At 71.2% G+C, this 21,501-nt stretch carries 20 protein-coding genes and 1 pseudogene; 13 read left to right on the top strand and 8 right to left on the bottom strand.

Annotated elements, in window-relative coordinates; all coding sequences use genetic code 11:
- Positions 1–23: 23 nt before the first annotated feature.
- Entirely contained in the window at positions 24–1,538 is a 1,515-nt protein-coding gene (locus EER30_RS28095; protein ID WP_240670344.1) for a CBM96 family carbohydrate-binding protein, read from the bottom strand.
- Between the two features lie 161 nt (positions 1,539–1,699).
- On the opposite strand from EER30_RS28095, the gene EER30_RS28090 reads away from it, so the two are divergent.
- Entirely contained in the window at positions 1,700–2,878 is a 1,179-nt protein-coding gene (locus tag EER30_RS28090; protein ID WP_127503627.1) for a dipeptidase, read from the top strand.
- Positions 2,879–3,027: 149 nt separating this feature from the next.
- Here EER30_RS28090 and EER30_RS28085 read toward each other — a convergent pair whose 3' ends face one another.
- Both EER30_RS28085 and EER30_RS28080 read right to left on the bottom strand, forming a co-directional pair.
- Positions 3,028–3,738 carry a response regulator gene (locus EER30_RS28085; protein WP_255436936.1) on the bottom strand — a complete coding sequence of 237 codons (711 nt, stop codon included), beginning with the start codon at positions 3,736–3,738 and terminating at the stop codon, positions 3,028–3,030.
- The gene (locus EER30_RS28080; protein ID WP_127503625.1) at positions 3,735–5,036 is read right to left on the bottom strand and encodes a sensor histidine kinase; all 1,302 of its coding nucleotides are present in this window, start codon (positions 5,034–5,036) and stop codon (positions 3,735–3,737) included. Before EER30_RS28080 ends, EER30_RS28085 begins: the two co-directional genes overlap by 4 nt.
- A gap of 129 nt (positions 5,037–5,165) precedes the next feature.
- Between EER30_RS28080 and EER30_RS28075 the strand changes: the two genes are divergently transcribed.
- From EER30_RS28075 to EER30_RS28060, 4 genes are read left to right on the top strand one after another with little or no spacing between them, the layout of a single operon-like run.
- A complete protein-coding gene (locus tag EER30_RS28075; RefSeq protein ID WP_127503782.1) occupies positions 5,166–6,065 on the top strand; it encodes an ABC transporter ATP-binding protein in 900 nt (299 codons plus the stop codon).
- Positions 6,062–6,847, top strand: a complete 786-nt coding sequence (locus EER30_RS28070; RefSeq protein ID WP_127503624.1) for an ABC transporter permease — start codon at positions 6,062–6,064, stop codon at positions 6,845–6,847. Before EER30_RS28075 ends, EER30_RS28070 begins: the two co-directional genes overlap by 4 nt.
- Positions 6,848–6,877: 30 nt before the next feature.
- The gene (locus EER30_RS28065; RefSeq protein WP_127503623.1) at positions 6,878–7,144 is read left to right on the top strand and encodes a hypothetical protein; all 267 of its coding nucleotides are present in this window, start codon (positions 6,878–6,880) and stop codon (positions 7,142–7,144) included.
- 39 nt (positions 7,145–7,183) lie between these two features.
- Positions 7,184–9,274 carry a M6 family metallopeptidase gene (locus EER30_RS28060; RefSeq protein ID WP_127503622.1) on the top strand — a complete coding sequence of 697 codons (2,091 nt, stop codon included), beginning with the start codon at positions 7,184–7,186 and terminating at the stop codon, positions 9,272–9,274.
- Positions 9,275–9,296: 22 nt separating this feature from the next.
- Here EER30_RS28060 and EER30_RS28055 read toward each other — a convergent pair whose 3' ends face one another.
- A complete protein-coding gene (locus tag EER30_RS28055) occupies positions 9,297–10,004 on the bottom strand; it encodes a cyclase family protein (RefSeq protein WP_240670343.1) in 708 nt (235 codons plus the stop codon).
- A gap of 46 nt (positions 10,005–10,050) precedes the next feature.
- Between EER30_RS28055 and EER30_RS28050 the strand changes: the two genes are divergently transcribed.
- Complete coding sequence (locus tag EER30_RS28050) at positions 10,051–10,683, top strand: helix-turn-helix domain-containing protein (protein WP_127503621.1); 633 nt, start codon at positions 10,051–10,053, stop codon at positions 10,681–10,683.
- Between the two features lie 13 nt (positions 10,684–10,696).
- On the opposite strand, the gene EER30_RS28045 is transcribed toward EER30_RS28050, so the two are convergent.
- The gene (locus EER30_RS28045; protein ID WP_127503620.1) at positions 10,697–11,908 is read right to left on the bottom strand and encodes an RNA-guided endonuclease InsQ/TnpB family protein; all 1,212 of its coding nucleotides are present in this window, start codon (positions 11,906–11,908) and stop codon (positions 10,697–10,699) included.
- Between the two features lie 110 nt (positions 11,909–12,018).
- Between EER30_RS28045 and EER30_RS28040 the strand changes: the two genes are divergently transcribed.
- Positions 12,019–14,466 carry a VIT domain-containing protein gene (locus EER30_RS28040; protein ID WP_127503619.1) on the top strand — a complete coding sequence of 816 codons (2,448 nt, stop codon included), beginning with the start codon at positions 12,019–12,021 and terminating at the stop codon, positions 14,464–14,466.
- Between the two features lie 103 nt (positions 14,467–14,569).
- Here the strand turns inward: EER30_RS28040 and EER30_RS50015 are convergent.
- Positions 14,570–14,773: pseudogene (locus tag EER30_RS50015) on the bottom strand (short-chain dehydrogenase); the annotation flags it as partial.
- Between the two features lie 617 nt (positions 14,774–15,390).
- Here EER30_RS50015 and EER30_RS28030 point away from each other — a divergent pair.
- From EER30_RS28030 to EER30_RS28010, 5 genes are all read left to right on the top strand, one after another.
- Entirely contained in the window at positions 15,391–16,350 is a 960-nt protein-coding gene (locus tag EER30_RS28030) for an RICIN domain-containing protein (protein ID WP_164842505.1), read from the top strand.
- Between the two features lie 67 nt (positions 16,351–16,417).
- Positions 16,418–16,804 carry a hypothetical protein gene (locus EER30_RS28025; protein ID WP_127503617.1) on the top strand — a complete coding sequence of 129 codons (387 nt, stop codon included), beginning with the start codon at positions 16,418–16,420 and terminating at the stop codon, positions 16,802–16,804.
- A gap of 58 nt (positions 16,805–16,862) precedes the next feature.
- Positions 16,863–17,420 (top strand): RNA polymerase sigma factor, encoded by a 558-nt coding sequence (locus tag EER30_RS28020; protein WP_127503616.1) that lies wholly within the window; start codon positions 16,863–16,865, stop codon positions 17,418–17,420.
- On the top strand, positions 17,417–17,908 hold the full coding sequence (locus tag EER30_RS28015; RefSeq protein WP_127503615.1) for a hypothetical protein: 492 nt from the start codon (positions 17,417–17,419) through the stop codon (positions 17,906–17,908). The genes EER30_RS28020 and EER30_RS28015 overlap by 4 nt, the downstream gene beginning before the upstream one ends.
- Positions 17,877–18,164 carry an SDR family oxidoreductase gene (locus tag EER30_RS28010; protein ID WP_240670342.1) on the top strand — a complete coding sequence of 96 codons (288 nt, stop codon included), beginning with the start codon at positions 17,877–17,879 and terminating at the stop codon, positions 18,162–18,164. Before EER30_RS28015 ends, EER30_RS28010 begins: the two co-directional genes overlap by 32 nt.
- Before the next feature lie 10 nt (positions 18,165–18,174).
- On the opposite strand, the gene EER30_RS28005 is transcribed toward EER30_RS28010, so the two are convergent.
- Together EER30_RS28005 and EER30_RS28000 are read right to left on the bottom strand one after the other, a co-directional pair.
- Positions 18,175–19,863 carry an FAD-binding dehydrogenase gene (locus tag EER30_RS28005; protein ID WP_127503614.1) on the bottom strand — a complete coding sequence of 563 codons (1,689 nt, stop codon included), beginning with the start codon at positions 19,861–19,863 and terminating at the stop codon, positions 18,175–18,177.
- Between the two features lie 32 nt (positions 19,864–19,895).
- Positions 19,896–20,474: a TetR family transcriptional regulator gene (locus EER30_RS28000; protein ID WP_127503613.1), complete on the bottom strand. Its 579-nt coding sequence runs from the start codon at positions 20,472–20,474 to the stop codon at positions 19,896–19,898.
- A 127-nt stretch (positions 20,475–20,601) separates the two neighbouring features.
- Between EER30_RS28000 and EER30_RS27995 the strand changes: the two genes are divergently transcribed.
- The gene (locus EER30_RS27995; RefSeq protein WP_127503612.1) at positions 20,602–21,480 is read left to right on the top strand and encodes an SDR family oxidoreductase; all 879 of its coding nucleotides are present in this window, start codon (positions 20,602–20,604) and stop codon (positions 21,478–21,480) included.
- The last annotated feature ends 21 nt before the right edge of the window (positions 21,481–21,501 follow it).

The following is a 21,501-nucleotide window of genomic DNA, read 5'->3' as shown; positions in this document are numbered from 1 at the left end:
GGCTCGTCGCGGGGACCTCCGGTTCAGCCGAGCTTGACCTTGAAGATCGGGGCGGCGGCGAGCTTCTTGAAGGCCGCCAGGGCCGTGGGCGTGCTGTTGATGCTGATGTCGCGGTCGCCCTCGTCGTCCTTGGCGGTGTCGAAGTAGACGATCGCCTTGATCGCGGGACGCTTGGCCAGCTCGGGCAGCACGCTGTTGAACACGGGCGACTTGTCGGTGGTCCTGCCCACGCGGTGGTAGGCGCCCCACTCGGCCACCATGATCGGCTTGGCGGCGTGCTTGGTGGTCGACCAGTCGTAGAAGTTCATGCCGCCGCCGGTCGGCGCGCGGTCGAGCAGGTCGTTGAACTTGCCGTAGTGGTAGTAGCCCGGCTCGGCGCTCACGTAGGAGTCGAGACCCATCCAGTCGACAACGTCGTCGCCCGGGTAGAGGTCCTTCCACCAGCTCTGCGCCATCCACTTCTCATTGCCCATGTACGCCATCACGTTGACGACGTTCGTGACACCCTGAGCGCGCAGTCGCAGGATCGTGTGGCGGTACATGGCAGCGAAGTCCTTGGCCTCGAAGCCCGAGCCGGCCCGTGCCACGACGTCGTTCTCCGGCTCGTGGTTGAGAACCAGGAAGAACTTCTTGCCGTACGCCTTGGCGCGCGCGGCGAACACGTCGATGCGCTTGTTCTGCTCGCCCTTGGCGACCTTGGCCCACGTCGAGCCGTACGCGATCTTCCAGTTGGTCAGCAGCACGCGCGGGTTCGCGGCCTCGGAGGTCATCGTGATCTCGGACTTGGTCGGGAAGACCTCGTCACCCCTGTGGTAGGTGTGGAAGATCGTCGAGGTGCGGCCGCTCAGCTTCTCCCAGTCGCGCAGGGCCTGGTCGCGCGGCACGGTCGTGAAGCCGCCGGCCGCCGCGCCCCAGAGCACGCCACAGGTGGGCACGAGCTTGGCGCCGGTGACGCAGTTGGTCGCCGACGGCACGGGCGGGGACACGTCGCCCTCGGTGGTGACCTCGAGAACCGGGGCGCCGCCGCCCGACTCGGCCGAGTTGAAGCGCACCGCCGCGCCGGTCGAGGACAGCGCGAAGGCGTACGTGCCGGGGCCGGTCACGACCTTGCCGAGGTCGACGGTCAGGCTGCCGCCGGGCACGGCCGTCGCGATGACGGCACCGAGCGCGGGAGCGGTGGCCGCGGTCAGCTTGCCCTCGGTCCAGGCGGTGTTCAGCACGCGGCGCACGGCGACGGGGCTGATGGTCCGGGCCTGCGTGGTGAGCACGAGGCGGGCGCCGGCGACCTTGGTGCCGGCCGGGACGGCGAACTTGAGGAAGGAGGTCTTCGACTCCTTGCCCGCGAGGCCGGCGACCAGCTTGGTCTCGGCGCCGAAGACGGAGGCGGTGCGGGTGCTCGAGACGTAGGCGTCGTCACCGGCCGTGAGCTTGAGGGTCGCGCCCGGGGCAGCCTGGGCCGGAGCCATCGTCGCGGCACCGGCGGCGCCGGCGAGAACCGCGGTCACAACCGAGTACTTCTTCAGCTTCGATCGACGCACTTTCGAATCTCCCCCGCTGTCGTCCGGCCGTTGTCGGCCGGGCATGAGAAGAGATTCCAGCCAGTTCGGTGCACTCTCCGTGCCCGGCGCGGTGCGGTCAGGTTGCGGGGGTCGTTTTCCTCAACTTGCGCTTACGGGGGCTGGGCAGGTAGCCAGAGGGCATGAAGGCGATCATCGACGGGCACAACGACCTGCCCATGCAGTTGCGCGGGCGCTACGGATACCGGGTGGACGGGCTGGACGAGCCCCGCCCCGAGCTGCAGACGGACATCCCGCGGCTGCGCGCGGGCGGGGTCGGCGGCCAGTTCTGGTCCGTCTTCGTGCCCGGTGACCTGGGCGAGCCCGAGGCGGTCGTGGCGACGATGGAGCAGATCGACGCCGTCTACCGGCTCGCCGCGGCCTATCCCGGCGACTTCGCGATCGCCTGCGGTGCCGACGACGTCGAGCGGGCCGTCGCCGACGGGAAGATCGCCTCGCTGATCGGGATCGAGGGCGGGCACAGCCTGGCAACCTCGCTGGGCGTGCTGCGAGCCTTCGCCCGGCTCGGCGTGCGCTACGTCACCCTGACCCACAACGAGAACACCTCGTGGGCCGACTCCGCCGTACACGAGTCCCGGGTCGACGGCCTCAACGACGAGGGGCGGGCGATCGTCCGGGAGATGCAGCGCATCGGCGTCCTGGTGGACCTCTCGCACGTGGCCCCGGTGACGATGCACGCCGCTCTCGACACGGCCTTCGCCCCGGTCATCTTCAGCCACTCGGGTGCCCGCGCGGTGCACGACCACCCGCGCAACGTCCCCGACGACGTGCTGACCCGCCTGCGCGACAACGGCGGCGTGATCATGCTGACTTTCGTGGCCCCGTTCGTCTCGGCCGAGGCTCGCGCCTGGTCGCTGGCCGCCGAGGCCGAGTGGCAGCGCCTGGGCCCGCCGCCGAGCCCCGCCGACTGGCCGCGCGCCCCGCGCCCCGGCGAGGACCTGTCGACGATGCCGGACTGGCCCGGCCCCGACCGCCTGGTCGTCCCCGAATACGCCTCGTGGCTGGCCGCCAACCCCCGCCCTCCGGTGACCGTGGCCCAGGTGGCCGACCACGTGGAACACGCCCGAGACGTGGCCGGCGTCGACCACGTAGGCCTGGGCGGCGACTACGACGGCACCACGGAACTCCCCGACGGCATGGGCGACGTGGCGAGCTACCCGCTGCTGCTCACCGAACTGAAGGGCCGAGGCTGGTCCGACGAAGATCTGGCCAAGCTGGCCGGCGGCAACATCCTCCGAGTGCTCCGCGAATCGGAGCGCCTGGCCCAGGAGCCTCTCTGGCCCCTCAGCCCCGCCCGCTGACCGAGCACACGCGGAGCGAGGCCCCGCGCACAGCAAGGCCCCGCGCACAGCGAGGCCCCGCGCACAGCGAGGCCCCGCGCACAGCGAGGCCCCGCGCACAGCGAGCCGCCCGCGGACGGTGCCAGCCGTCCGCGGGCCCGCGGCGCGGGTCAGGCCAGGCCCGCGTCGTGGACCAGGATCGCCACCTGGACGCGGTTGTTCAGCTCCAGCTTGATCAGCAGGCGGGACACGTGGGCCTTCACGGTGGCGAGCGACATGTGCAGCTCGGCGGCGATCTCGGCGTTGGAGCCGCCGCGGGCCAGCGCGAGCGCCACTTCGCGCTCGCGTTCGCTGAGCTGGTCGAGCCGCTCGCCGGCCCGGCCGCGCGAGGGCGGCGCGGGTGCGGCCACGTGGGCGATGAGCTGCCGGGTGACCGTGGGCGAGAGCATCGCCTCGCCGGCCGCGACCCGCCGCACGGCCCGCAGGATCTCGGCCGGTGGTGTGTCTTTGAGCAGGAACCCGCTGGCCCCCGCCCGCAGCGCCCGTAACACGTATTCGTCCGCGTCGAAGGTCGTCAGCACGATCACCTCGGGCGCCCCCGGCCGTGCCCGCAGCGTCTCGGTGGCGGCCAGCCCGTCGATCCGGGGCATGCGGATGTCCATCAGCACGACGTCGGGCTCGTGCTGCGACACCGCACCGGGAACCTCGGCCCCGTCGGCCGCCTCCCCCACCACCGTGACATCGGACGCCGCCGACAGAATCATGCTGAGCCCGGCCCGGACCAGAGCATCGTCGTCCACGACGAGGACCCGCACCGGACCGCTCTCGCCCGGGCCGGCACCGGAAGCCGCGCCGGCCCGCGAACCCGCCGAGCTGCTCACGCCGCACCCGCCCACACCGACGTCGCCCCGCGCTGATCCGTTTCGGCGGGCTCGGCGGGCTCAGGGGGCTCGGCGGGCCAGGGCAGCCACGCTGTCAGGGCGAACTCGTTTTGCGGGGTGCGGCCGTGGCTGAGCCGGCCCCCGGCCAGCAGCGCCCGCTCGGTCAGGCCGATCAGACCCGTGCCGGTGCCCGGGATCCCCGTAGTGCGCCCGCCGATCGGCCACGGGTTGCGGACGTCGATCACCAGGCCCTTCCCGGCCGACCCGGCCACGCTGACCCGCACGGCTGTGCCGGCGGCGTGCTTGCGGGCGTTGGTCAGCCCCTCCTGCACGATGCGGTAGGCCGTGCGGCCCGTGCCGTCGGGCACCGCCGAGGGTTCGATGCCCACGTCGAGCGTGACCTTGGCCCCGGTCGCCCGCGACTCGTCGGCCAGTGCCGGCAGCGCGTCGAGCGTCGGTTGCGGCGGCTCGGGAGCGCCCTCGACCCGGTCGGCCCGCAACACCCCGATCACCTCGCGCAGGTCTTGCAAAGCCTGGTGGGCGCTGGCCCGGATCACCCCGGCAGCCTTCGTGACCTCTTCGGGCGTCGCGTCGGGTTTGATCTCGAGCGCCCCCGCGTGCAGGCTGAGCAGGGAGATGCGGTGGGCGAGCACGTCGTGCATCTCGCGGGCGATGCGGTTGCGCTCGACCGAGCGGGCCTGCGCCACCCGCAGTTGCTGCTCGGACTCGGCGCGCTCGGCCCGGTCGCGCAGCGAGAGCACGAGCTGGCGCCGCGATCGGATCACCATGCCCCACAGGCACACAATGATGATCATCGCCGTGCCCCAGCCCATGGTCTCGCCGTACGCCCGGTCGTTCTCGGGGCGGATCAACGGGAAGATCGCGTTGGCCGCCAGTGCCGCCACCGCGAAGGCGGCCAGCACCCCGAACCGGCGGTGCACGGCGACGCTGAACAGGACGATGAGACCGGAGATGGCCCCGGCGACCGTGAAGATCGAGACGACGGCACAGAAGACGGCCAGCGGGATGAGCAGCCGGCCGCGGCGGAACCACAGGCCGGCCCCGATGACCGTGCCGACGGCGAGGTCGATCCAGGCCAGCCACGGGGGCGTGTCGGACCACTCGGGCGCGAACGAGAAGTCGGCGTTGAGCAGGTCGTAGGTGAGGACCAGGCAGAAGCCGTACCCGATCAGGAAACAGATCGCGTCGACGATCCAGTCGCGTGTCGAGCGCCGGGAGGCCGCCGACGTCTCGATCGACGACGGCAGCAACCAGCTGTATTCCTGAAGCTTTGCCACGTTTGGAGCCTACGGCCGGGTCGCAGGGGCGGATACCTACCAAAGTCGGTGGTCGGGCCCTACCAAGGTTCTCCGGTGGCCTACCTCCGGCCGAAGCGCCCCGCCGGCCGCTCCCGGCACGCTGAGTACATGATCACGGTCGAACATCTCACGAAGAGGTACGGCACCCATCCCGCCGTCGACGATGTGTCCTTCAGTTGCGAGCCCGGCACGGTGACCGGGTTCCTGGGCCCGAACGGCGCCGGCAAGTCGACCACCATGCGCATGATCTGCGGCCTCACCCCGCCGACGGCCGGCTCGTCGAGCGTCAGCGGCGTGCCCTACCGCAAGCTCGGCAACCCGGGACGGCACGTGGGCGTGCTCCTCGACGCCTCCGCCCAGCACGCCGGTCGTACGGGAAGGGAGGCTTTGACCCTTGCCGCGCTGACCATGGGCGTCGACACCCGCGAGGTTCCGCGCGCGCTGGAACGGGTGGGCCTGAACGCCACCGCCGGCAAGCGCCGCATCAAGGCGTACTCCCTGGGCATGCGGCAGCGGCTCGGGCTGGCCCTGGCCATGCTCGGCGACCCGGCCGTGCTGATTCTGGACGAACCGGCCAACGGGCTCGACCCCGAGGGCATCTACTGGATGCGCGGTCTGCTGCGCGACTTCGCCGACCGTGGCGGCACCGTGCTGCTCTCCTCCCACCTGCTGCGCGAGGTCGAGGCGGTGGCCGACAAGCTGGTCGTGATCGGCGCCGGCAAGGTCGTCGCGGAGGGTGACAAGGCCGACCTGCTCGCCCAGTCCGGCACCTTCGTGCGCGCCGCCGACCAGGAAGCGCTCGCGATGGTGCTCGAGCGGGCCGGGCTGAAGGGGACGAAGACGACCGACGGGGGCGTCGTCGTTCCGGTCGGGTCCGAGACGATCGGGCGGGCCGCCGCCGACGCCGGGCTCGTCCTGCTCGAACTGCGACCGGCCGGTTCCGGTGGCCTCGAGCAGATGTTCCTCACCCTGACCGCCGGCGATTCCGTCAAGGAGGCCGTCCGATGACCGCCGTTCTCGAGACCACGACCCCGCCGGTGACGCGGGAGAGCGGCCGCCCGGTCCCGCTGGCCCGGCTCACCATGATCGAGCTGCGCAAGCTGGGCGACACCCGGGCCGGGCTGTGGCTGCTGATCATCATCGGCCTGGCCACCCTGGGCACCTCAGCGATCATGCTGGGCTGGGCGCCGGACGACGAGCTGACCTTCGACGGCTTCTTCGCCTTCGGCCTGGTGCCGTCGGCCGTGCTGCTGCCCGTGCTGGGCATCCTGTCGATGACCGCGGAGTGGTCGCAACGCACCGCGCTCACCACGTTCACCCTGGTCCCGGCGCGCGAGCGGGTGATCGCGGCCAAGCTGCTGGCCGGCGTGCTCATCGCCATCGCCTCGACGGCGGCGACCTTCGTGCTGGCCGCGGCGGCCAACCTGCTCGGCTCCGCGACCGGCGGCGACGGCGGCTGGGACATCGCCGGCTCGCTGATCTGGCAGGGCCTGGCCGTCCAGGTGATCTTCGTGTTGATGGGGCTCGGCTTCGGCGCGCTGCTGCTGAACTCGCCGCTGGCCATCGTGCTGTTCTTCGCGCTGCCGACGGTCTGGTCGATCCTGGGCGAGACGATCAAGGCGCTGGGCACGGCGTCGCAGTGGCTCGACATCAACATCACGACCACGGCTCTGTCGGAGGCGAACGCGACCGGCGGCGAGTGGGCGCGGATCGGCGTCTCGGCCGCCGTCTGGGTGCTGCTGCCGCTGGTGCTGGGCGTGTGGCGAGTGCTGCGGCGCGAGGTGTCGTAGGCAGGGTGCCGGCCGGGAGTACGGTTGAGCATGCCCATCAGCGCTCAACCGCCCGACCGGCGCGGCACGGTCGAAAAGCCGTACAGCGCTCTGAATCTGCGGTTGATCCTGGCCGCTTTCGGGTTGGTCGTCTGCACCGTGCTGTCGATCCTGCTCTTCCGCGCGGGTCTGACGGTGCCGGGCTGGCTGCTGGCCGGTTGGGCGGTGGTGGCCGTCGTCGACATAGTCGTGGTGCAGTTCCGCCGCCGGGCCCGTCGGCGCGCCGAGGGTGGACGCGGGCACTCCCTGTTCGAATAGCCGCGTGATCGCCGCTCGCTCCTAGTAGCCTCCGGCCTCATGATTCGCGCCCGTTTTTCGGCTTTTGTGGCTTTGCTGGTGACTGTCCTGCTGGCCGCCGTCGTGACTCCGGCCCAGGCCCGAGCGGCCAAGACCGATCCCGACGTACGAGAACTCGCGCGCACCGATTTCACGCTGGAAGGCCGCCGTCTGCCGTTGCCGTCGCGACCCTCCGGACGCTCGGCGCCCGCCCCGACGCCGCCGGTCGGCACGGAACGCCAGTGGCTCGGGCTCGACGAGACAACCGGCAAGTACTACCCCAAGCCGTACACGTTGAAGGCGGTCGGGAACCACATCGAGGTGTGGGTGGCCCGCGATCTCGCCTTCCCCGCCGCGGATTGCCGCACGAACTCGATCGAGGTCAGCGACGCCAACGTGGCCGCGCTGGTCACCGAGTTCGACCAGACGATCTATCCGAAGGAGACGGCCGCCTTCAGCACCCCGCGCGATCGCGACGGGACGCGCGCGACGATGGACGGCGACTTCACGGGCGACGGCAACAAGACAGTCACCCTGGTCGACAACATTCGCGACGACAACTTCTTCCGGTTCCCGGCGGTCACCACGTACGTCGCGGGGTTCTTCTCGCGGCAGCTCAACGAGCTCTTCGACCGCAACGTGATGACGATCGACGCGTACGACTGGAAACACCGGCTCGGCGCCCAGCCCGCGAACGATCCGACCGACGACCTGTGCACCAGCCGGCCCGCGCGTCCCCGCATGTACGAGGCCACCTTCGCGCACGAGTGGCTGCACCTGCTGCAGTACAACACCGATCCGAAGGAGACGACCTGGCTCAACGAGGGGCTGGCCGACTTCGCGTCGACGCTGACCGGCTACGCGGACGCGCGCAACACGGTGCACGAGGCGGGCAACGACACGCACCTGATGTGTTTTCAGGGCTGGGGGCCGGTGAAGACGCGCCACAACCCGAACGCGCGCGACTGCGGGGGGCCGCAGAACTCGCTGAACCTGTGGGACGAGGGGGCGCCGAGCGACGTGCTGGCCGATTACGGCAACGCGTTCCAGTTCTTCCTCTACCTGCGTGACCGGTTCGGTCCGGAGGTGGTCTCGACCCTGCACCGGGACGGATCGCGGCAGGGACTGGCGTCGATGCGGGCCGCCCTGCCCGCGGATTCTTCCCTGTCCGACGTGCTGCACGACTATCAGCTGATGACGCTGGTCGACGACGTGGCGAAATCCGGAGTGGACCTTTCGCGGGTGACGGCGCCCAGCCTGCGTTCGTCGGTCAACCTGGGCAACAAGGCGGCGTACGACGAGCCGGGCGCGGCGCCGAACGGGGCCGACTATGTGCCGCTGCCGACGCCGCTGCGCTCGGTGTCCTTCGAGGGCGCCACCCACCTGCGGCCGCTGCCCCTCGGCTGGACGACGGTCGGTGGCACCCTCTTCTCGGGCAACGGCAACAACCTCGACGCGTACGGCGTTCGGCCGGTCACGATCCCGGCGGGCGACCCGGTGCTGACGCTCGAGACGTCCTACGGCATGCAGGAGCGCCGCGACTTCGGCTACGTGACGATCTCGACCAACGGCGGCCGCACGTTCCACTCGGTGACCGGCGACCGAACCACCCCCGGGCCGCACGGACCGGGCCTGACCGGCATCAGCGGCAGCGTCGTCAAAGCCGGCTACAACCTTTCCCCGTACGCCGGGAAGTCCGTGCTCCTGGGTCTGCGGTACGTCTCGGACGGCGTGCTGGCCCAGGGCGGCTGGCGAATCGGCACCATGACCCTGGCCGGCCGCGTCCTCACCGACGGCACGACCATGACCGGCTGGCGCCCGCCCACCGAGATCAACCCGACCCCGGTCCACGCCTGGCAGGCGCGCCTGGTCGGGCTGCGCGGCGGCCACGTCGAGGTCGTGCCGGTCGCCGAGTTCCGGCGGCTGGCGTCCTACCCGAAGGTCGTGGCCGTCATCTCCCACGACGAGCCCACCGAGCAGGAGAAGCGCTACGCCCCCTACCGCCTGGTCGTCAACGGCGCCCTCCAACCCGGCGGCGGCACCGAACCCTACGCACCAGGAGGAACTCCGCCGCGCCCCGCCGGGCCGTCGCCTCAGGGCAGCAGGCCGTAGATCAGGGCAGCAGGCCGTCGCCTCAGGGCAGCAGGCCGTAGATCAGGGCAGGCGAGCCCGAGCCGGCCCGGTTGATCTGGCCGCCGCACAGGATGTGGGCGCCCGTCTCGGGGAGGGCCTCGAGGTTGGCGAGGACCTCCAGACTGATGCGATGCCGCTGGTAGACCAGGTGCGAGACCGTGTAGGTGGCGTCGGCGCCCACGTCGGGGCTGAAGGCGTCGGTGCCCGTGCCGCCCCGGCGACCGAGACGGCCCGTGTCGATGAGCCAGCGGACGGTCTCGACGGCGAAACCGGGGTGGCGTGGCGCGCCGTCGACGCCGGCGTTGGTGAACTCGGCCGTACCCCATTTGGCGTCCCAGCCGGTCCAGATGATCACCATGGACTCGTCGGGGATGCGCCCGTGCACCTCCTCCCAGGTCTCGATGTCGGCGATCGTCACGGCGTAGCCGGGATCGCGCGCGCACTGCTCCCGTACGTCGATCTTGACCGCTCTCAGATGCAGGTCTTCCAGGTCGAGCTCGTCGGCCAGCGGCTCGCCCCGATTGAAGTGCCCGGGCGCGCCCCAGTGGGTGCCGGTGTGCTCGCCCTGGCGGACATATCTCAGGTAGTAACCGTCCTTCTCGACTGTGGCGACCGTCTCGAGCTCGAAAGGCGGGTCGCCGGGGTAGATGTTGGTGATGGCGGGGTCGCTCACGTGGGACAGGCTGATCAGTCGCATCGGTTCGCTCACTCTATCTCATTGACAGTGTCATGGTGACAGTGTCAGAGTGGTGGGCATGTGGACGCTCGACGAGTTGGTGGAACGGGTGCGCAAGGCCCTCGAGGCCGAATACCCCGGCGCACCCAACGGACGCGTCCGCGACGTGCCCGACCGTCGCGCCATCCGGTGGTATTCGACGATCGGCCTGGTCGACCGCCCCTTGGGCACCCGGGGCCGCTCCGCGCTCTACGGTCCCCGCCACCTCGAGCAACTGGTGGCCATCAAGCGCCGCCAGGCCGAGGGCCACAGCCTGGCCCAGATCCAAGAGGAGCTGACCGGCATCTCCCCCTCCTCGCTCGCCGACATCGCCCACGTGCCGCCCCGGCTGCTCGTCCAGATCGGCGACGACTCGGCCGACGAGGCACCTTCCCGTCCGCGCTTCTGGTCCGATCAGCCGGCCGCGACGCCCCCACCGGCGCCCGCGCTGCCCCTCATGTCAACCGCCATCGCCGCGCCCGACCGGCCAACTCCCCCGACCCAGCCCTTCACCGGCGTCGCTCTCGGCGGCGGAGTCTTGCTTCTCGTACCCCGTCCGTTGTCCGACCACGACCGCGACGCCGTCGCCGAAGCCGCCGAACCTTTGCTCGCTCTGCTCGCCGCCCGAGGCCTCACCTCCGCCGAAGGCCTGATCGATGGGAGTCCCGCTTGACATCCTCCCCGTCCTAAAGGACGGGGATTCCCTTGGTCGCCCTCGGGTTTTCCTGCTTCATCGTCGGCTGCCCCGAACGGAGGTTCCCCCGTTGAGGTCTTACGCCTCCTCCACAGGCTGCGACCGAGAGCCCCTCGGCCAGATTGTTGCGGGCCGCGTTGACGTCGCGGTCGTGGACCGTGCCGCACCGGCACGTCCACGACCTGATGTTCAGTGGCATTCGCTCAGCGAGCGCCCCACAGGTCGAGCAGAGTTTCGAGCTGGGGAACCAGCGGTCCACCACGATCAGCTCACGGCTGTGCCAGGCGGCCTTGTATTCGAGCATGGTGCGGAACTGCCGCCAGGCCGCGTCGCTGATCGCGCGGGCCAGCGAGTGGTTCTTGACCATGTTGCGCACGGTCAAATCCTCGATCACGAGCGTTTGGTTCTCACGCACGAGCCGAGTGGTCAGCTTGTGGAGCATGTCGCGGCGCCGGTCGGTGATCCGCGCATGCACCCGGGCCACCTTGAGCCGGGCCTTGGCCCGGTTCGCGGAGCCTTTCTCCTTCTTCGCCATGGCGCGTTGCGCCTTGGCGAGGGCTTTACGGTCGGCCCGCTCATGCCTGGGGTTGGTGATCTTCTCCCCAGTCGACAGGATCAGCAGCGAGTCGAGCCCGGCGTCGATCCCGACGGCAGCGTGGACCGCGGGGGTCTGCTCGATGCGGTCGTCGCACAGCAGGGACACGAACCAGCGGCCGGCCGCGTCCTGCGACACGGTCACCGTGGACGGCGCCGCACCTTCCGGCAGTGGACGCGACCACGCGATGTCCAGCGGCGCCGTCATTTTCGCCAGGGTCAGACGGCCGTCACGCCAGCGGAACGCGCTGATGGTGTACTCCGCCGACCTGCGCGACTTCTTCTTGCTCTTGAAGGTCGGGTACTTGGCGCGCTTGGCCCAGAAGTTGGTGAACGCGACCTGCAAATGGCGCAGGGCCTGCTGCAACGGAACCGAACCGACCTCATTGAGGAACGCCAACTCGTCGGTCTTCTTCCAGCCGGTCAGCAGCGCCGACGTGGCGTTGTAGTTGACCCGCTCCTGCCGCAGCGTCCACGCCTCGCTGCGCGCCTGCAACGCCTTGTTGTAGACCAGGCGGACACACCCGAACGTGCGGGCAAGCTCAGCGGCCTGCTCCGGCGTCGGGTAGAAGCGGTACTTGTACGCCCGCTTCACCACCCTCGTGGACATGGCCCACAAACTGGCAGACCAACTCGTGAAGACCATGGAGGCGCGCCGCACGGCCGTAGCCTCCGTATCCTCCCGGCCCTGAACGGCTGGGTTTCCACTGAGGAGATCCGATGACCATCTCCGTCACTCCGATGGATTCCGCCGAGATCAGCCGCATCAAGATCCTTCCGGATTCGGGCTTCGGCATGCTGCGCACCGACCGCGGCGCCCTGCCGCTCGACCGTCTCGAGGTCCGCGCGCGGGTCAGCGGCCTGGTCGCGCGCACGGTGCTGGTCACCGAGTTCGTCAACGTGCACGACGTCGCGCTCGAGGCGACCTACGTCTTCCCGCTGCCCGACCGGGCCGCCGTCACCGGCATGACCATGACCTGTGACAACCGCACGGTCACGGCCGAGCTGCAAGAGCGCGGACAGGCCCGCGAGGCCTACGACCAGGCCATCGCGTCCGGCCGGCGCGCGTCCATCGCCGAGGAGGAGCGGCCCGACGTCTTCACGATGCGCGTCGGCAACCTGATGCCCGGCGAGCGCGTCGTGGTCGAGCTGAGCCTGGTCGGCCCGCTCCCCTTCGAGGACGGTGAGGCGACCTTCCGGTTCCCGCTGGTCGTGGCCCCGCGCTACATCCCCGGCACTCCCCTGCCCGGCCCGGCGGTCGGCGAGGGCTGGTCGCCCGACACCGACGCGGTTCCCGACGCCTCGCGCATCACGCCGCCGGTGCTGCTGCCCGGCTTCCCCAACCCGTTGCGGCTGGCCATCTCCGTCGAGATCGATGCGGCCGGCCTCGAGCTGGGCGAGGTCCGCTCCAGCCTGCACACGGTGGTCGACCGTGACGGGGTGCTGACGATCGGCCCCGGCGAGCGGGCCAACCGCGACTTCATCCTCCGGCTGCCCTACGCGGGCGGCGGCGAGACCGCGATCGCTGTGCCCGACGAGAGCGCCGAGCAGCCCGAGGGTGTCTTCCAGCTCATCGTGCTGCCCCCGGCGGCGGCCGCACCCGCGCGTCCCAAAGACGTCGTCCTCCTGCTCGACCGCTCCGGCAGCATGGGCGGTTGGAAGATGGTGGCCGCCCGGCGGGCCGCGGCCCGGGTCGTCGACACGCTGACCGCCGCCGACCGCTTCGCCGTGCTCACGTTCGACCACCAGGTCGACCGCCCCGACGACCTGCCCTCCGGCCTGGCCGAGGCGCACGACCGTCACCGCTTCCGCGCGGTCGAACACCTGGCCAAGGCGACAGCCCGCGGCGGCACCGAGTTGCTGTCGCCGCTCACCGAGGGCCTCCGCCTGCTGCAGGCGAGCGAAGGCCGAGACAGGGTGCTCGTGCTGGTCACCGACGGCCAGGTCGGCAACGAGGACCAGATCGTCCACGACGTCACCCCCCTGATCGGCACGACCCGCATCCACACGATCGGCATCGACCGCGCCGTCAACGCCGGTTTCCTGGGCCGCCTGGCCGCCCTCGGCGCCGGCCGGGCCGAGCTCGTCGAGAGCGAGGACCGTCTCGACGAGGCCATGGAACACATCCACCGCCGCATCGGCGCTCCCACGGTCACCGACCTGCGCATCGCCGCCACCGGCGTGCAACTGGTCGACGACGACCGCGCCCCGGCCCGCCTGCCCGGCCTCTATCCCGGTGTCCCACTGGTGGTGAGCGGCCGCTACACGGGCCGCCCGAGCGGCGAGCTGGTCGTCACCGGCCGCACCCGCGACGATCAGGAATTCCGCACGACGGTCCCGCTGCAGCAGCGCATCGAGCCGGCCATCGAGGCCCAGTGGGCCCGCGCCCGGCTCCGCGACCTCGAGGACGCCTACGCCGCCGGCGACCGCGGCCTGGAGCAGCGCATCGTCGCCGCCTCGCTGCGCTACGGCGTGCTGTGCCGGTTCACGGCCTTCGTGGCCGTCGACAACCGGGTCGTCAACGAGGGCGGCGAGACGCGGCGCGTCACCCAGCCGGTCGAGTTCCCCGACGGCTGGGAAACCCCCGCCGACGTGTCCGCCACCTTCATGAACCTGTCGGCCGCCGCGGCCCCGCCGATGCCGGCCGCCCCCGGCCGCTTCGCCCCGACCTTCGCCGACGTGGCCGAGACCGGTGGCGCGGGTGGCGGCATCATGGGCAGCCCCGCCGCCGGCTACGTGGGCCGCGGTGGCGCCGCCCCCGGCAGCGCCCGCCGTCCGGGCATCGCCGCGATCCCGGCCTCCATCCGTGCCGGCAAGGCCATGGCCCCGTCGTCGACCACCCCGTCCCTCGACGAGATGCGCACGCTGGCCGCCACCGAGCTCCGCCGCCTGCACGAGGCGTCGGCCCTCCCCGAGTGGGAGCGCCGCGACCTCCTGGACGACCTGCTCAGCCGGCTCGACGTCCTGATCAGCTCCTCCGCCGACCCCGACTTCGCGCCGCTGAAAGACCTGGTCGCCAAGCTCCGCTCCGACCTGCCCACCACCGGCAAGTGGACGGCCGCGCTGACCGCCCTGGCCGCGTTCGCCGGCGCGGCCGGGTCATCGCCCTCCGCAGAGCCGTCCGCCTCCGAGCCCGCCCCCGAGCGAAAGGCCTTCTGGAAACGCTGACCCGTAACGCCACCCACCCGGCGCTGAGTCGGCACCCACGCGCCGAGTGGGTCACCCCGCTGGAGATGTTGATGATCGAACCGCCGTCGGCCAGCAGCGGCGCGAGCTTCTGGATCAGGAACAACGGTCCCTTGAAGAGGACGTCCACGAGCGCGTCGAAGTCGGCTTCGGTGACGGTGCCGAGCAGGCCCGGACGCTGCGACCCGGCGTTGTTGACGAGGTAGTCGAAGTCTTCGCGATCCCATTTGTCGCGCAGCAAGGCCGTGAACGCACCGACGAACCCGTCGAGCGAACCGATGTCGTCCACGTCGAGGCGCAGGGCGGCGGCCGGGCACCGGCCCCTTCCACCTCCTTGACCGCCGCCTCAGCCTCCCCCTCGTCGGAGCGGTAGGTCAGCACGACGTCGATGCCCTTGCCCGCGGCGGCGACCGCCGTTGGCTCGGCCGATCCCGCGATTGGCCCCCGTGATCAGCGCGATCTTCGCCGGCGCACTCATCGCCTGGCCTCCTCGGCCGACGAGGGGCAGGGCAGGTCGGTGACAGGGTGTTTCCTACGATCCCCCAGAGTCTGTTTGACGTCTCAGGGCCGCTCTCAGCGGGAAGCCGCCGCTTGGCAGCCGCCTGCCTCCCCTGTTCGAAGCCCGACCAACGGGCCCGCGTGGCGCCGGTCACCGCACGACGCTCTCCGCGTTAAGTCGTTTCGACTATCCGACCGGCACCCGCGCTCGCTTCCGGATGATCTAGACGGTAGGTTCTCGCGAGATCAACTCGGTTCTCTGCTGTGGAGTGGAACGTTGCCGCACGGTCAACTGTCGCGATGCCGACCGAAGCTGGTCCTCTCGGGCCTCGCGGGCGGAAAGTCGGATGTCCGGGAAAGCGGCATGATCATCAGCAGTTCGGACGGCTCGACGGCGGCGGGGGCAGCGTGACGAACGGCGAGCAGACCAACGAGCGGGACCCTCTGCTCGTCCGGCCGTTCGTGCTGCGCGACCAGGGCTCGCTCGGCGGCGACGACGCGACGCAGACCTGGCCGGCGAGCGCGACGCCGCCCCGGCCGACCGTTGTGGGCTCCGGCGCCGACGACGCCCCGACCGCGATCATGCACCTGCCCGTGGCGGGCAAGCAGGCCCCCGGCCGGCGTCGCAAACGGCTGGTCGTGCTGGCCGGCGGCGCCACCGCGGTCGTGCTGGGGGCTGCTGCCGCCGGCTTCGCCGCGCTGCGTGACGACGTACGCCCCATGGTTTCGACGGGCCTGCCCGGTGGCCCCGTCCCGGCCGCCACCGGGCCGCTCGTCACCGGCTCGCTGGCCGCGTCCACCCCCGCCGCGGGCCTCCCCGATGTCGAGGACCCGGACGGCGACGAGGACCAGACCGGTACCGGCAACACCGACGGCGGGGCGACCCCGACGAAGCGGGCCGCCTCGGGCAAGCCGACCGGCGCCACCCCGTCCGCGGGCCAGCCGATCGCCCTGACCCCGACGCCCGGCAAGACCACGACCCAGCCGCCGGCGTCGCCGAGCGAACGGGTCGGCGTCATCCGCGGCCAGAACAGCCTCTGCCTCGACCTGAACGGCGGGCTCACCTTCGACTACAACCACATCCAGGTCGCGCGCTGCAACGACACGGGCGCGCAGACCTGGACCCTGGCCACCGACGGCACCCTGCGTGTGCTGGGCAAATGCGCCACGTCCTTCCGCGACGGCGCCGTGCGCATCCTGCGCTGCGACGACCGCGAGGCGGCCCGGTGGCGTCGCGACGGCCAGCGGCTGATCAACGCGTCGTCCGACGACTGCCTGACCGACCCGTCGGGCGGTCGCCGCGCCGGTTCCGGCGTACGGGTCACCGACTGCGACGGTTCCACGACCCAAAGTTGGTCCATTCCTTAGCTGTAAACATCTTCGTCCGGCCGGACACCTCCTGCTTGAAAGCGAAAAGCAGCAGGAGGAGAGCACGATGCAACTCGGAACGAAGCGGCGCGTCCTGGCCGTCGTCGGCGGACTGGTGCTGGCGGGCGGCGTCGGCGGGGTGGCGATGGCCGGCGGACTACCGTTCTCGGACGGCGATCCGAGCGGCGGCATGTGTGCCCGTACGCTTTCCGCTGACGCGGACCTGTCCGAGCCGGCCGGCGACTTCAACCCGGCCGACCCGGCGAAGGCCTGCGCGGACGGCTGGACCGTCATGTGGGGCGACGCTGGCCCGAAGCCGGCGAAGTTCGTCGCCTGCGAGCACCCGGGGGCTGGCGCGGGCGGTTCCGTGGTTTACCCGGCCGCCGCCGGAGCGGACGCCAAGACGGCCTGCGCCTCGATCGGCGCCGTGCCGATCGCGATCGCCGGCGCGTAGGGAAGTGCCGCCCGCGGCCCCGGGTCGCGGGCGGCCACTTTTGTGACGAGAGGAGGACATGTTGCTCGGCTTCCGGACTCGACCGCCTGACGAAGGGTGGCTGGAAGAGCTCTTCCGGCAGCACGCCGACGCGGTCCTGACGTTCCTGCGCCACCGCACCGACCACGAGACGGCCCAGGACGTGCTGGCCGAGACGTTCACGATCGCCTGGCGCAGGAAGACCGACGTTCCGGCTGATCCGCGCGGCTGGCTCTACGGCGTGGCGCGGCGCGTGCTGGCCAACCATCGGCGGTCCCAGGGACGTACGGAAGCGGTGGTGGAACGCATGTTGACCGAGAACCGCTTCGAGCCGGGCGACTCCGGCATCGAGGACGCCATCGAACGGCACGACACTCTGCGCGCGCTGGCGGGCCTGTCCGAGCCCGACCGCGAGGTGCTGCTGCTGACCGGCTGGTACGACCTGACCGCCGCCCAGGCCGCTCAGGCCCTGGGGTGCAGCCAGGCCGCGTACGCCGTCCGCCTGCACCGCGCCCGGAAACGGCTTCGCGCGGCGCTGAACCCGATCACCCCCGGCGGCTCGCTCGCCGGCCGCCCGGCATGGGAGACGAACTCATGAACGACGATCTGCGCCGGGTGAGCCGCGCGCGTCCGCCCGAGATCCAGGGCTGGGCCGCCTCTGACGAGGGCCGGGCGGTGCTCGACGGTGTGCTGCGGGAGACCCGGCGACCGTCCCCCGCGAAGCGCCGCAACCGGATCTTCGCCATCGTCGCCGGCGCGGTGCTGGCGACGGGCGCGGGCGGTGTCGCCGTGGCCAACGGGCTGCCGTTCTCCGACGGCGACCCCAGCGGCGGCATGTGCGCTCGCACCCTGTCGGCCGACGCCGACCTGTCCCAGCCGAACGAGAAGTTCGATCCGGCCGATCCCGCGAAGGCCTGCGCCGAGAGCTGGACCGTGATGTTCGGCGACGGCACTCCGAGGCCGGCGTCGTTCGTCGCGTGCCGGCACCCGGGCGAGGACGCGGGTGGCTCGGTGATCTATCCAGCGGAAAGATTCGCCGACGCGGCGGCCGCGTGTGCCTCGATCGGCAGTCGCCCCATCCCGTGACGCACGCGACGCATCCTTGACATTGACGTTAGCGTCAAGCTCTAACTTTCATCGGGCAGGCAACGAACAAGGAGAACATCGCCATGCCCCAGGATTTGACAGGACGAACCGCCCTCGTGACCGGCGGGTCGCGCGGCATCGGCGCCGGTACGGGACCGCGCAGGAGGTCGGCCAGGCGGTCGCGTTCCTGGCCAGTGACGACGCCGCGTTCATCACGGGCGCGACGATCACGATCGACGGCGGCTGGAGCATCTAGGGCTCAAACCTCAGAGCGTACGGGCGAGGTGGCGGCCCGCGGCGCGACCGCTGAACAGGCAGCCCCCCAGGAACGTGCCTTCGAGAGCGTTGTAGCCGTGGACACCGCCGCCACCGAACCCCGCGACCTCGCCCGCCGCGTAGAGGCCCGGGATCGGCCCGCCGTCGGCCGACAGCGCCCGTGAGTCCAGGTCGGTCTGGATGCCGCCCAGCGTCTTGCGGGTGAGAACGTGCAGCTTGATGCCGATCAGCGGGCCGGCCGCCGGGTCGAGCAGGCGGTGCGGGGTCGCGGTGCGGCCGATCCGGTCGCCCAGGTAGCGCCGCGAGTTGCGAATGCCTTGGACCTGCGCGTCCTTCGAGAACGGGTTGGCGATCTGACGGTCGCGCGATTCGATCTGGGTGCGCAGCCGGGCCGCGTCGAGCAGCGGCTCGTCGGTCAGTTTGTTCATGCCGGCCACCAGGTCGTCCAGGTTGGACGCGACCACGAAGTCGGCGCCCTTGCGCTTGAACGCCTCGACCGGCGCCGGCGCCCCCTTGCCCAGGATCCGCTCGCGCAGGAACGCCTTCTTGTCCTGCGCGGTGATGTCCGGGTTCTGCTCCGAGCCGGAGAGCGCGAACTCCTTCTCGATGATCTTCTGGGTGAGGATGAACCAGGAGTGGTCGTAACCGGCGATCTCCGGCGTGGTCCGCAGGTGACGCAGGGTGCTCATGGTGTCGTAGCCGGGCAGGCAGGGCTCGGGCAGCCGCCGGCCGAGCGCGTCGAACCACATCGACGACGGTCCCGGCAGGATGCGGATGCCGTGGCCGGGCCAGATCGGGTCCCAGTTGCGGATGCCCTCGGTGTAGTGCCACATGCGGTCGCGGTTGACCAGCCGCGCGCCCGCACCGGCCGAGATCTCCAGCATGCGCCCGTCGACATACTCGGGGACACCGGTGATCATGTGCCGCGGCGGCGTGCCGAGACCGTCAGGCCAATATTTCCGTACGAGATCATGGTTGCCCCCGATGCCGCCGGAGGCCACGACGACCGCCTGGGCCGTCAACGTGAAGTCACCCACCGTCTCGCGGCTCGACGGCACTCCCCGAGCCCCGTCCGAGGGCGCCAGGACCTTTCCCCGTACGCCCGTGACGATGCCGTTTTCGAGGACGAGCTCGTCGACGCGGTGCCGGTGGTGGAAGCTCACGAGGCCACGTGCGGCGGCGTCCTGGATCGAGCGGACGAAAGGCGCGACGACGCCCGTGCCGGTGCCCCACGTGACGTGGAAGCGCGGCACCGAGTTGCCGTGCCCGTCGGCGCGCAGACTGCCGCGCTCGGCCCAGCCCACGGTCGGCAACCAGGTCATGCCGAGCTCCGAGAGCCAGGCGCGTTTCTCCCCCGCGGCGAATTCAACATACGCCCGAGCCCAGCGGACGGCCCACGCGTCCTCGCCGGGCCAGGAGCCGGGCGAGTCGGCGCGGTCGAAGCCGGCGCTGCCCTGCCAGTCGCTCCAGGCCAGGTCGAAGGAGTCGGCGACGCGCATGCGGCGCTGCTCGGGGGTGTCGACCAGGAACAGGCCGCCGAACGACCAGAACGCCTGCCCGCCGAGGTTGGCCGCGTTCTCCTGGTCGACGAGGGCGACCCGCTTGCCGGCCGAGGTGAGCTCGTGGGCGGCCGCCAGCCCGGCGAGACCGGCCCCGACGACGATGACGTCTGCGTCCATGACCCGGCAATGTACCGGACCCTGAGGAAGTTTCAGATTCGACCGGGCGCGAAACTCCACACGTCGCCGAGCGCCGCGAAAGCCGAGCGCACGTGCCCCAGCAGAGGGGCGTCGGCCGGGTCGGTGACCCATCGCACGAAGGCCACCTTGAACGCGGCGACCCCGGTCTCGGCGATCAGGGCGGCGGGCAGGTCCGGCGTCTCCCGTTCGCGCAGGGCGGCCGCCATCGCCGCGGCCAGCCCGTCGAGTTTGGCCAGCTCACGCTCCTGCAGCCCGGGGTTCGCGTCGATCACCTGCTGACGCTGACGGGAGTAGCCGACGGGCGGGAAGTAGTCCTCGGCGGCGTGCTCGAAGGCCGCCGCCACGGTGACCGCCGGATCTGTGCCCGGGTCGGCGGCTGTCACCGAGGCGACCAGCATCTCTTGCAGTCGCTCGGAGCCGCCGAAGAGCACCTCGCGCTTGTCGCCGAAGTGGCGGAAAAACGTGCGCTCGGTCAGGCCGGCCTTCTCGGCGATCTCGGCGACGGTGGTCTGGTCGAAGCCGCGCTCGGCATAGAGGTCCATCGCGGCCTGACGCAGGCGGGCCTGCGCGTTCGGCTCCCAGCGTCCCATCACCCAAGTTTAGGCGACGACAGTTTCTGACATCGCGGGCCGCTCGGCGATGGCAGTGACTGACATCAAGGGCTAGAGTGATGACAGCGGCTGACATCAAGGTCGGCTCTGCGAAAGAAGGATCACCATGCGCGTTTTCGTCACCGGCGCCTCCGGCTGGATCGGCTCCGCCGTCGTTCCCGACCTGCTCGCCCACGGCCACGAGGTGACCGGACTGGCCCGATCCGACGCGGCGGCCGGCCAACTCGCCGCGGCCGGGGCCCGGGTGCTGCGCGGAAACCTCGACACGCTCGACGTGCTGAGCCAGGGCGCGAAAGAGTCCGACGCCGTCATTCATCTGGCCTTCGTCCACGACTTCGGCAACTTCGCCGAGTCCCTGCGCAAGGACCGCGCCGCCATCGACACGATCGGCGCCGCCCTCGATGGCACCGGCCGCCCGTTCGCCATCGCCTCGGGCACCCTCGGCCTGCTTCCGGGCCGGGTCGCCACCGAGCGAGACCTGCCCGACCCGGCAACCGCCCACCCGCGCACGCAGTCCGCCGCCGCGGCCCTCGCCCTGGAAGACCGAGGCGTCCGCCCCCTGGTCGTCCGGCTCGCGCCGACCGTGCACGGCGAGGGCGACAAGGGTTTCGTGCCGACGCTCATCGACCTTGCCCGCGAACGTAAGACAGCCGGCTACATCGGCCTCGGCTCGAACCGCTGGACCGCCGTGCATCGCGACGACGCCGCCACCGTCTTCCGGCTCGCCGTCGAGAAGGCGCCGGCGGGTTCGGTGCTGCACGCCGTCGCGGAAGAGGGCGTCACCGGGCGCGAGATCGCCGAGGCGATCGGCCGGGGACTCGGCGTGCCGGTCGCGCCGGCCACGCCCGACGAGCTCGGCTGGATCGGCCCGCTGTTCGCCCTCGACAGCCCCGCCTCCCACGCGCTGACCAGCGAACTGCTCGGCTGGGAACCCACCGGCCCGGGCCTGCTGGACGACCTCGCCGACGGCCACTACTTCAAGTAAGGCCCAAAGAAACAACCTTAA

Source organism: Actinoplanes solisilvae, from assembly GCF_003999975.1.
GTDB lineage: Bacteria > Actinomycetota > Actinomycetes > Mycobacteriales > Micromonosporaceae > Actinoplanes > Actinoplanes solisilvae.
Note: the sequence above shows the minus strand (reverse complement) of the source record. Positions and strands in the feature narration are given on the sequence as shown.

Bases quoted from the DNA above. Each gene is read 5' to 3' on its own strand.
- EER30_RS28020 (WP_127503616.1), top strand. From the start codon at position 16,863: ATGTTGCTCGGCTTCCGGACTCGACCGCCTGACGAAGGGTGGCTGGAA.
- EER30_RS28090 (WP_127503627.1), top strand. From the start codon at position 1,700: ATGAAGGCGATCATCGACGGGCACAACGACCTGCCCATGCAGTTGCGC.
- EER30_RS28060 (WP_127503622.1), top strand. From the start codon at position 7,184: ATGATTCGCGCCCGTTTTTCGGCTTTTGTGGCTTTGCTGGTGACTGTC.
- EER30_RS27995 (WP_127503612.1), top strand. From the start codon at position 20,602: ATGCGCGTTTTCGTCACCGGCGCCTCCGGCTGGATCGGCTCCGCCGTC.
- EER30_RS28045 (WP_127503620.1), bottom strand. From the start codon at position 11,908: ATGTCCACGAGGGTGGTGAAGCGGGCGTACAAGTACCGCTTCTACCCG.
- EER30_RS28050 (WP_127503621.1), top strand. From the start codon at position 10,051: ATGTGGACGCTCGACGAGTTGGTGGAACGGGTGCGCAAGGCCCTCGAG.
- EER30_RS28065 (WP_127503623.1), top strand. From the start codon at position 6,878: ATGCCCATCAGCGCTCAACCGCCCGACCGGCGCGGCACGGTCGAAAAG.
- EER30_RS28015 (WP_127503615.1), top strand. From the start codon at position 17,417: ATGAACGACGATCTGCGCCGGGTGAGCCGCGCGCGTCCGCCCGAGATC.
- EER30_RS28005 (WP_127503614.1), bottom strand. From the start codon at position 19,863: ATGGACGCAGACGTCATCGTCGTCGGGGCCGGTCTCGCCGGGCTGGCG.
- EER30_RS28070 (WP_127503624.1), top strand. From the start codon at position 6,062: ATGACCGCCGTTCTCGAGACCACGACCCCGCCGGTGACGCGGGAGAGC.
- EER30_RS28000 (WP_127503613.1), bottom strand. From the start codon at position 20,474: ATGGGACGCTGGGAGCCGAACGCGCAGGCCCGCCTGCGTCAGGCCGCG.
- EER30_RS28025 (WP_127503617.1), top strand. From the start codon at position 16,418: ATGCAACTCGGAACGAAGCGGCGCGTCCTGGCCGTCGTCGGCGGACTG.
- EER30_RS28040 (WP_127503619.1), top strand. From the start codon at position 12,019: ATGACCATCTCCGTCACTCCGATGGATTCCGCCGAGATCAGCCGCATC.
- EER30_RS28075 (WP_127503782.1), top strand. From the start codon at position 5,166: ATGATCACGGTCGAACATCTCACGAAGAGGTACGGCACCCATCCCGCC.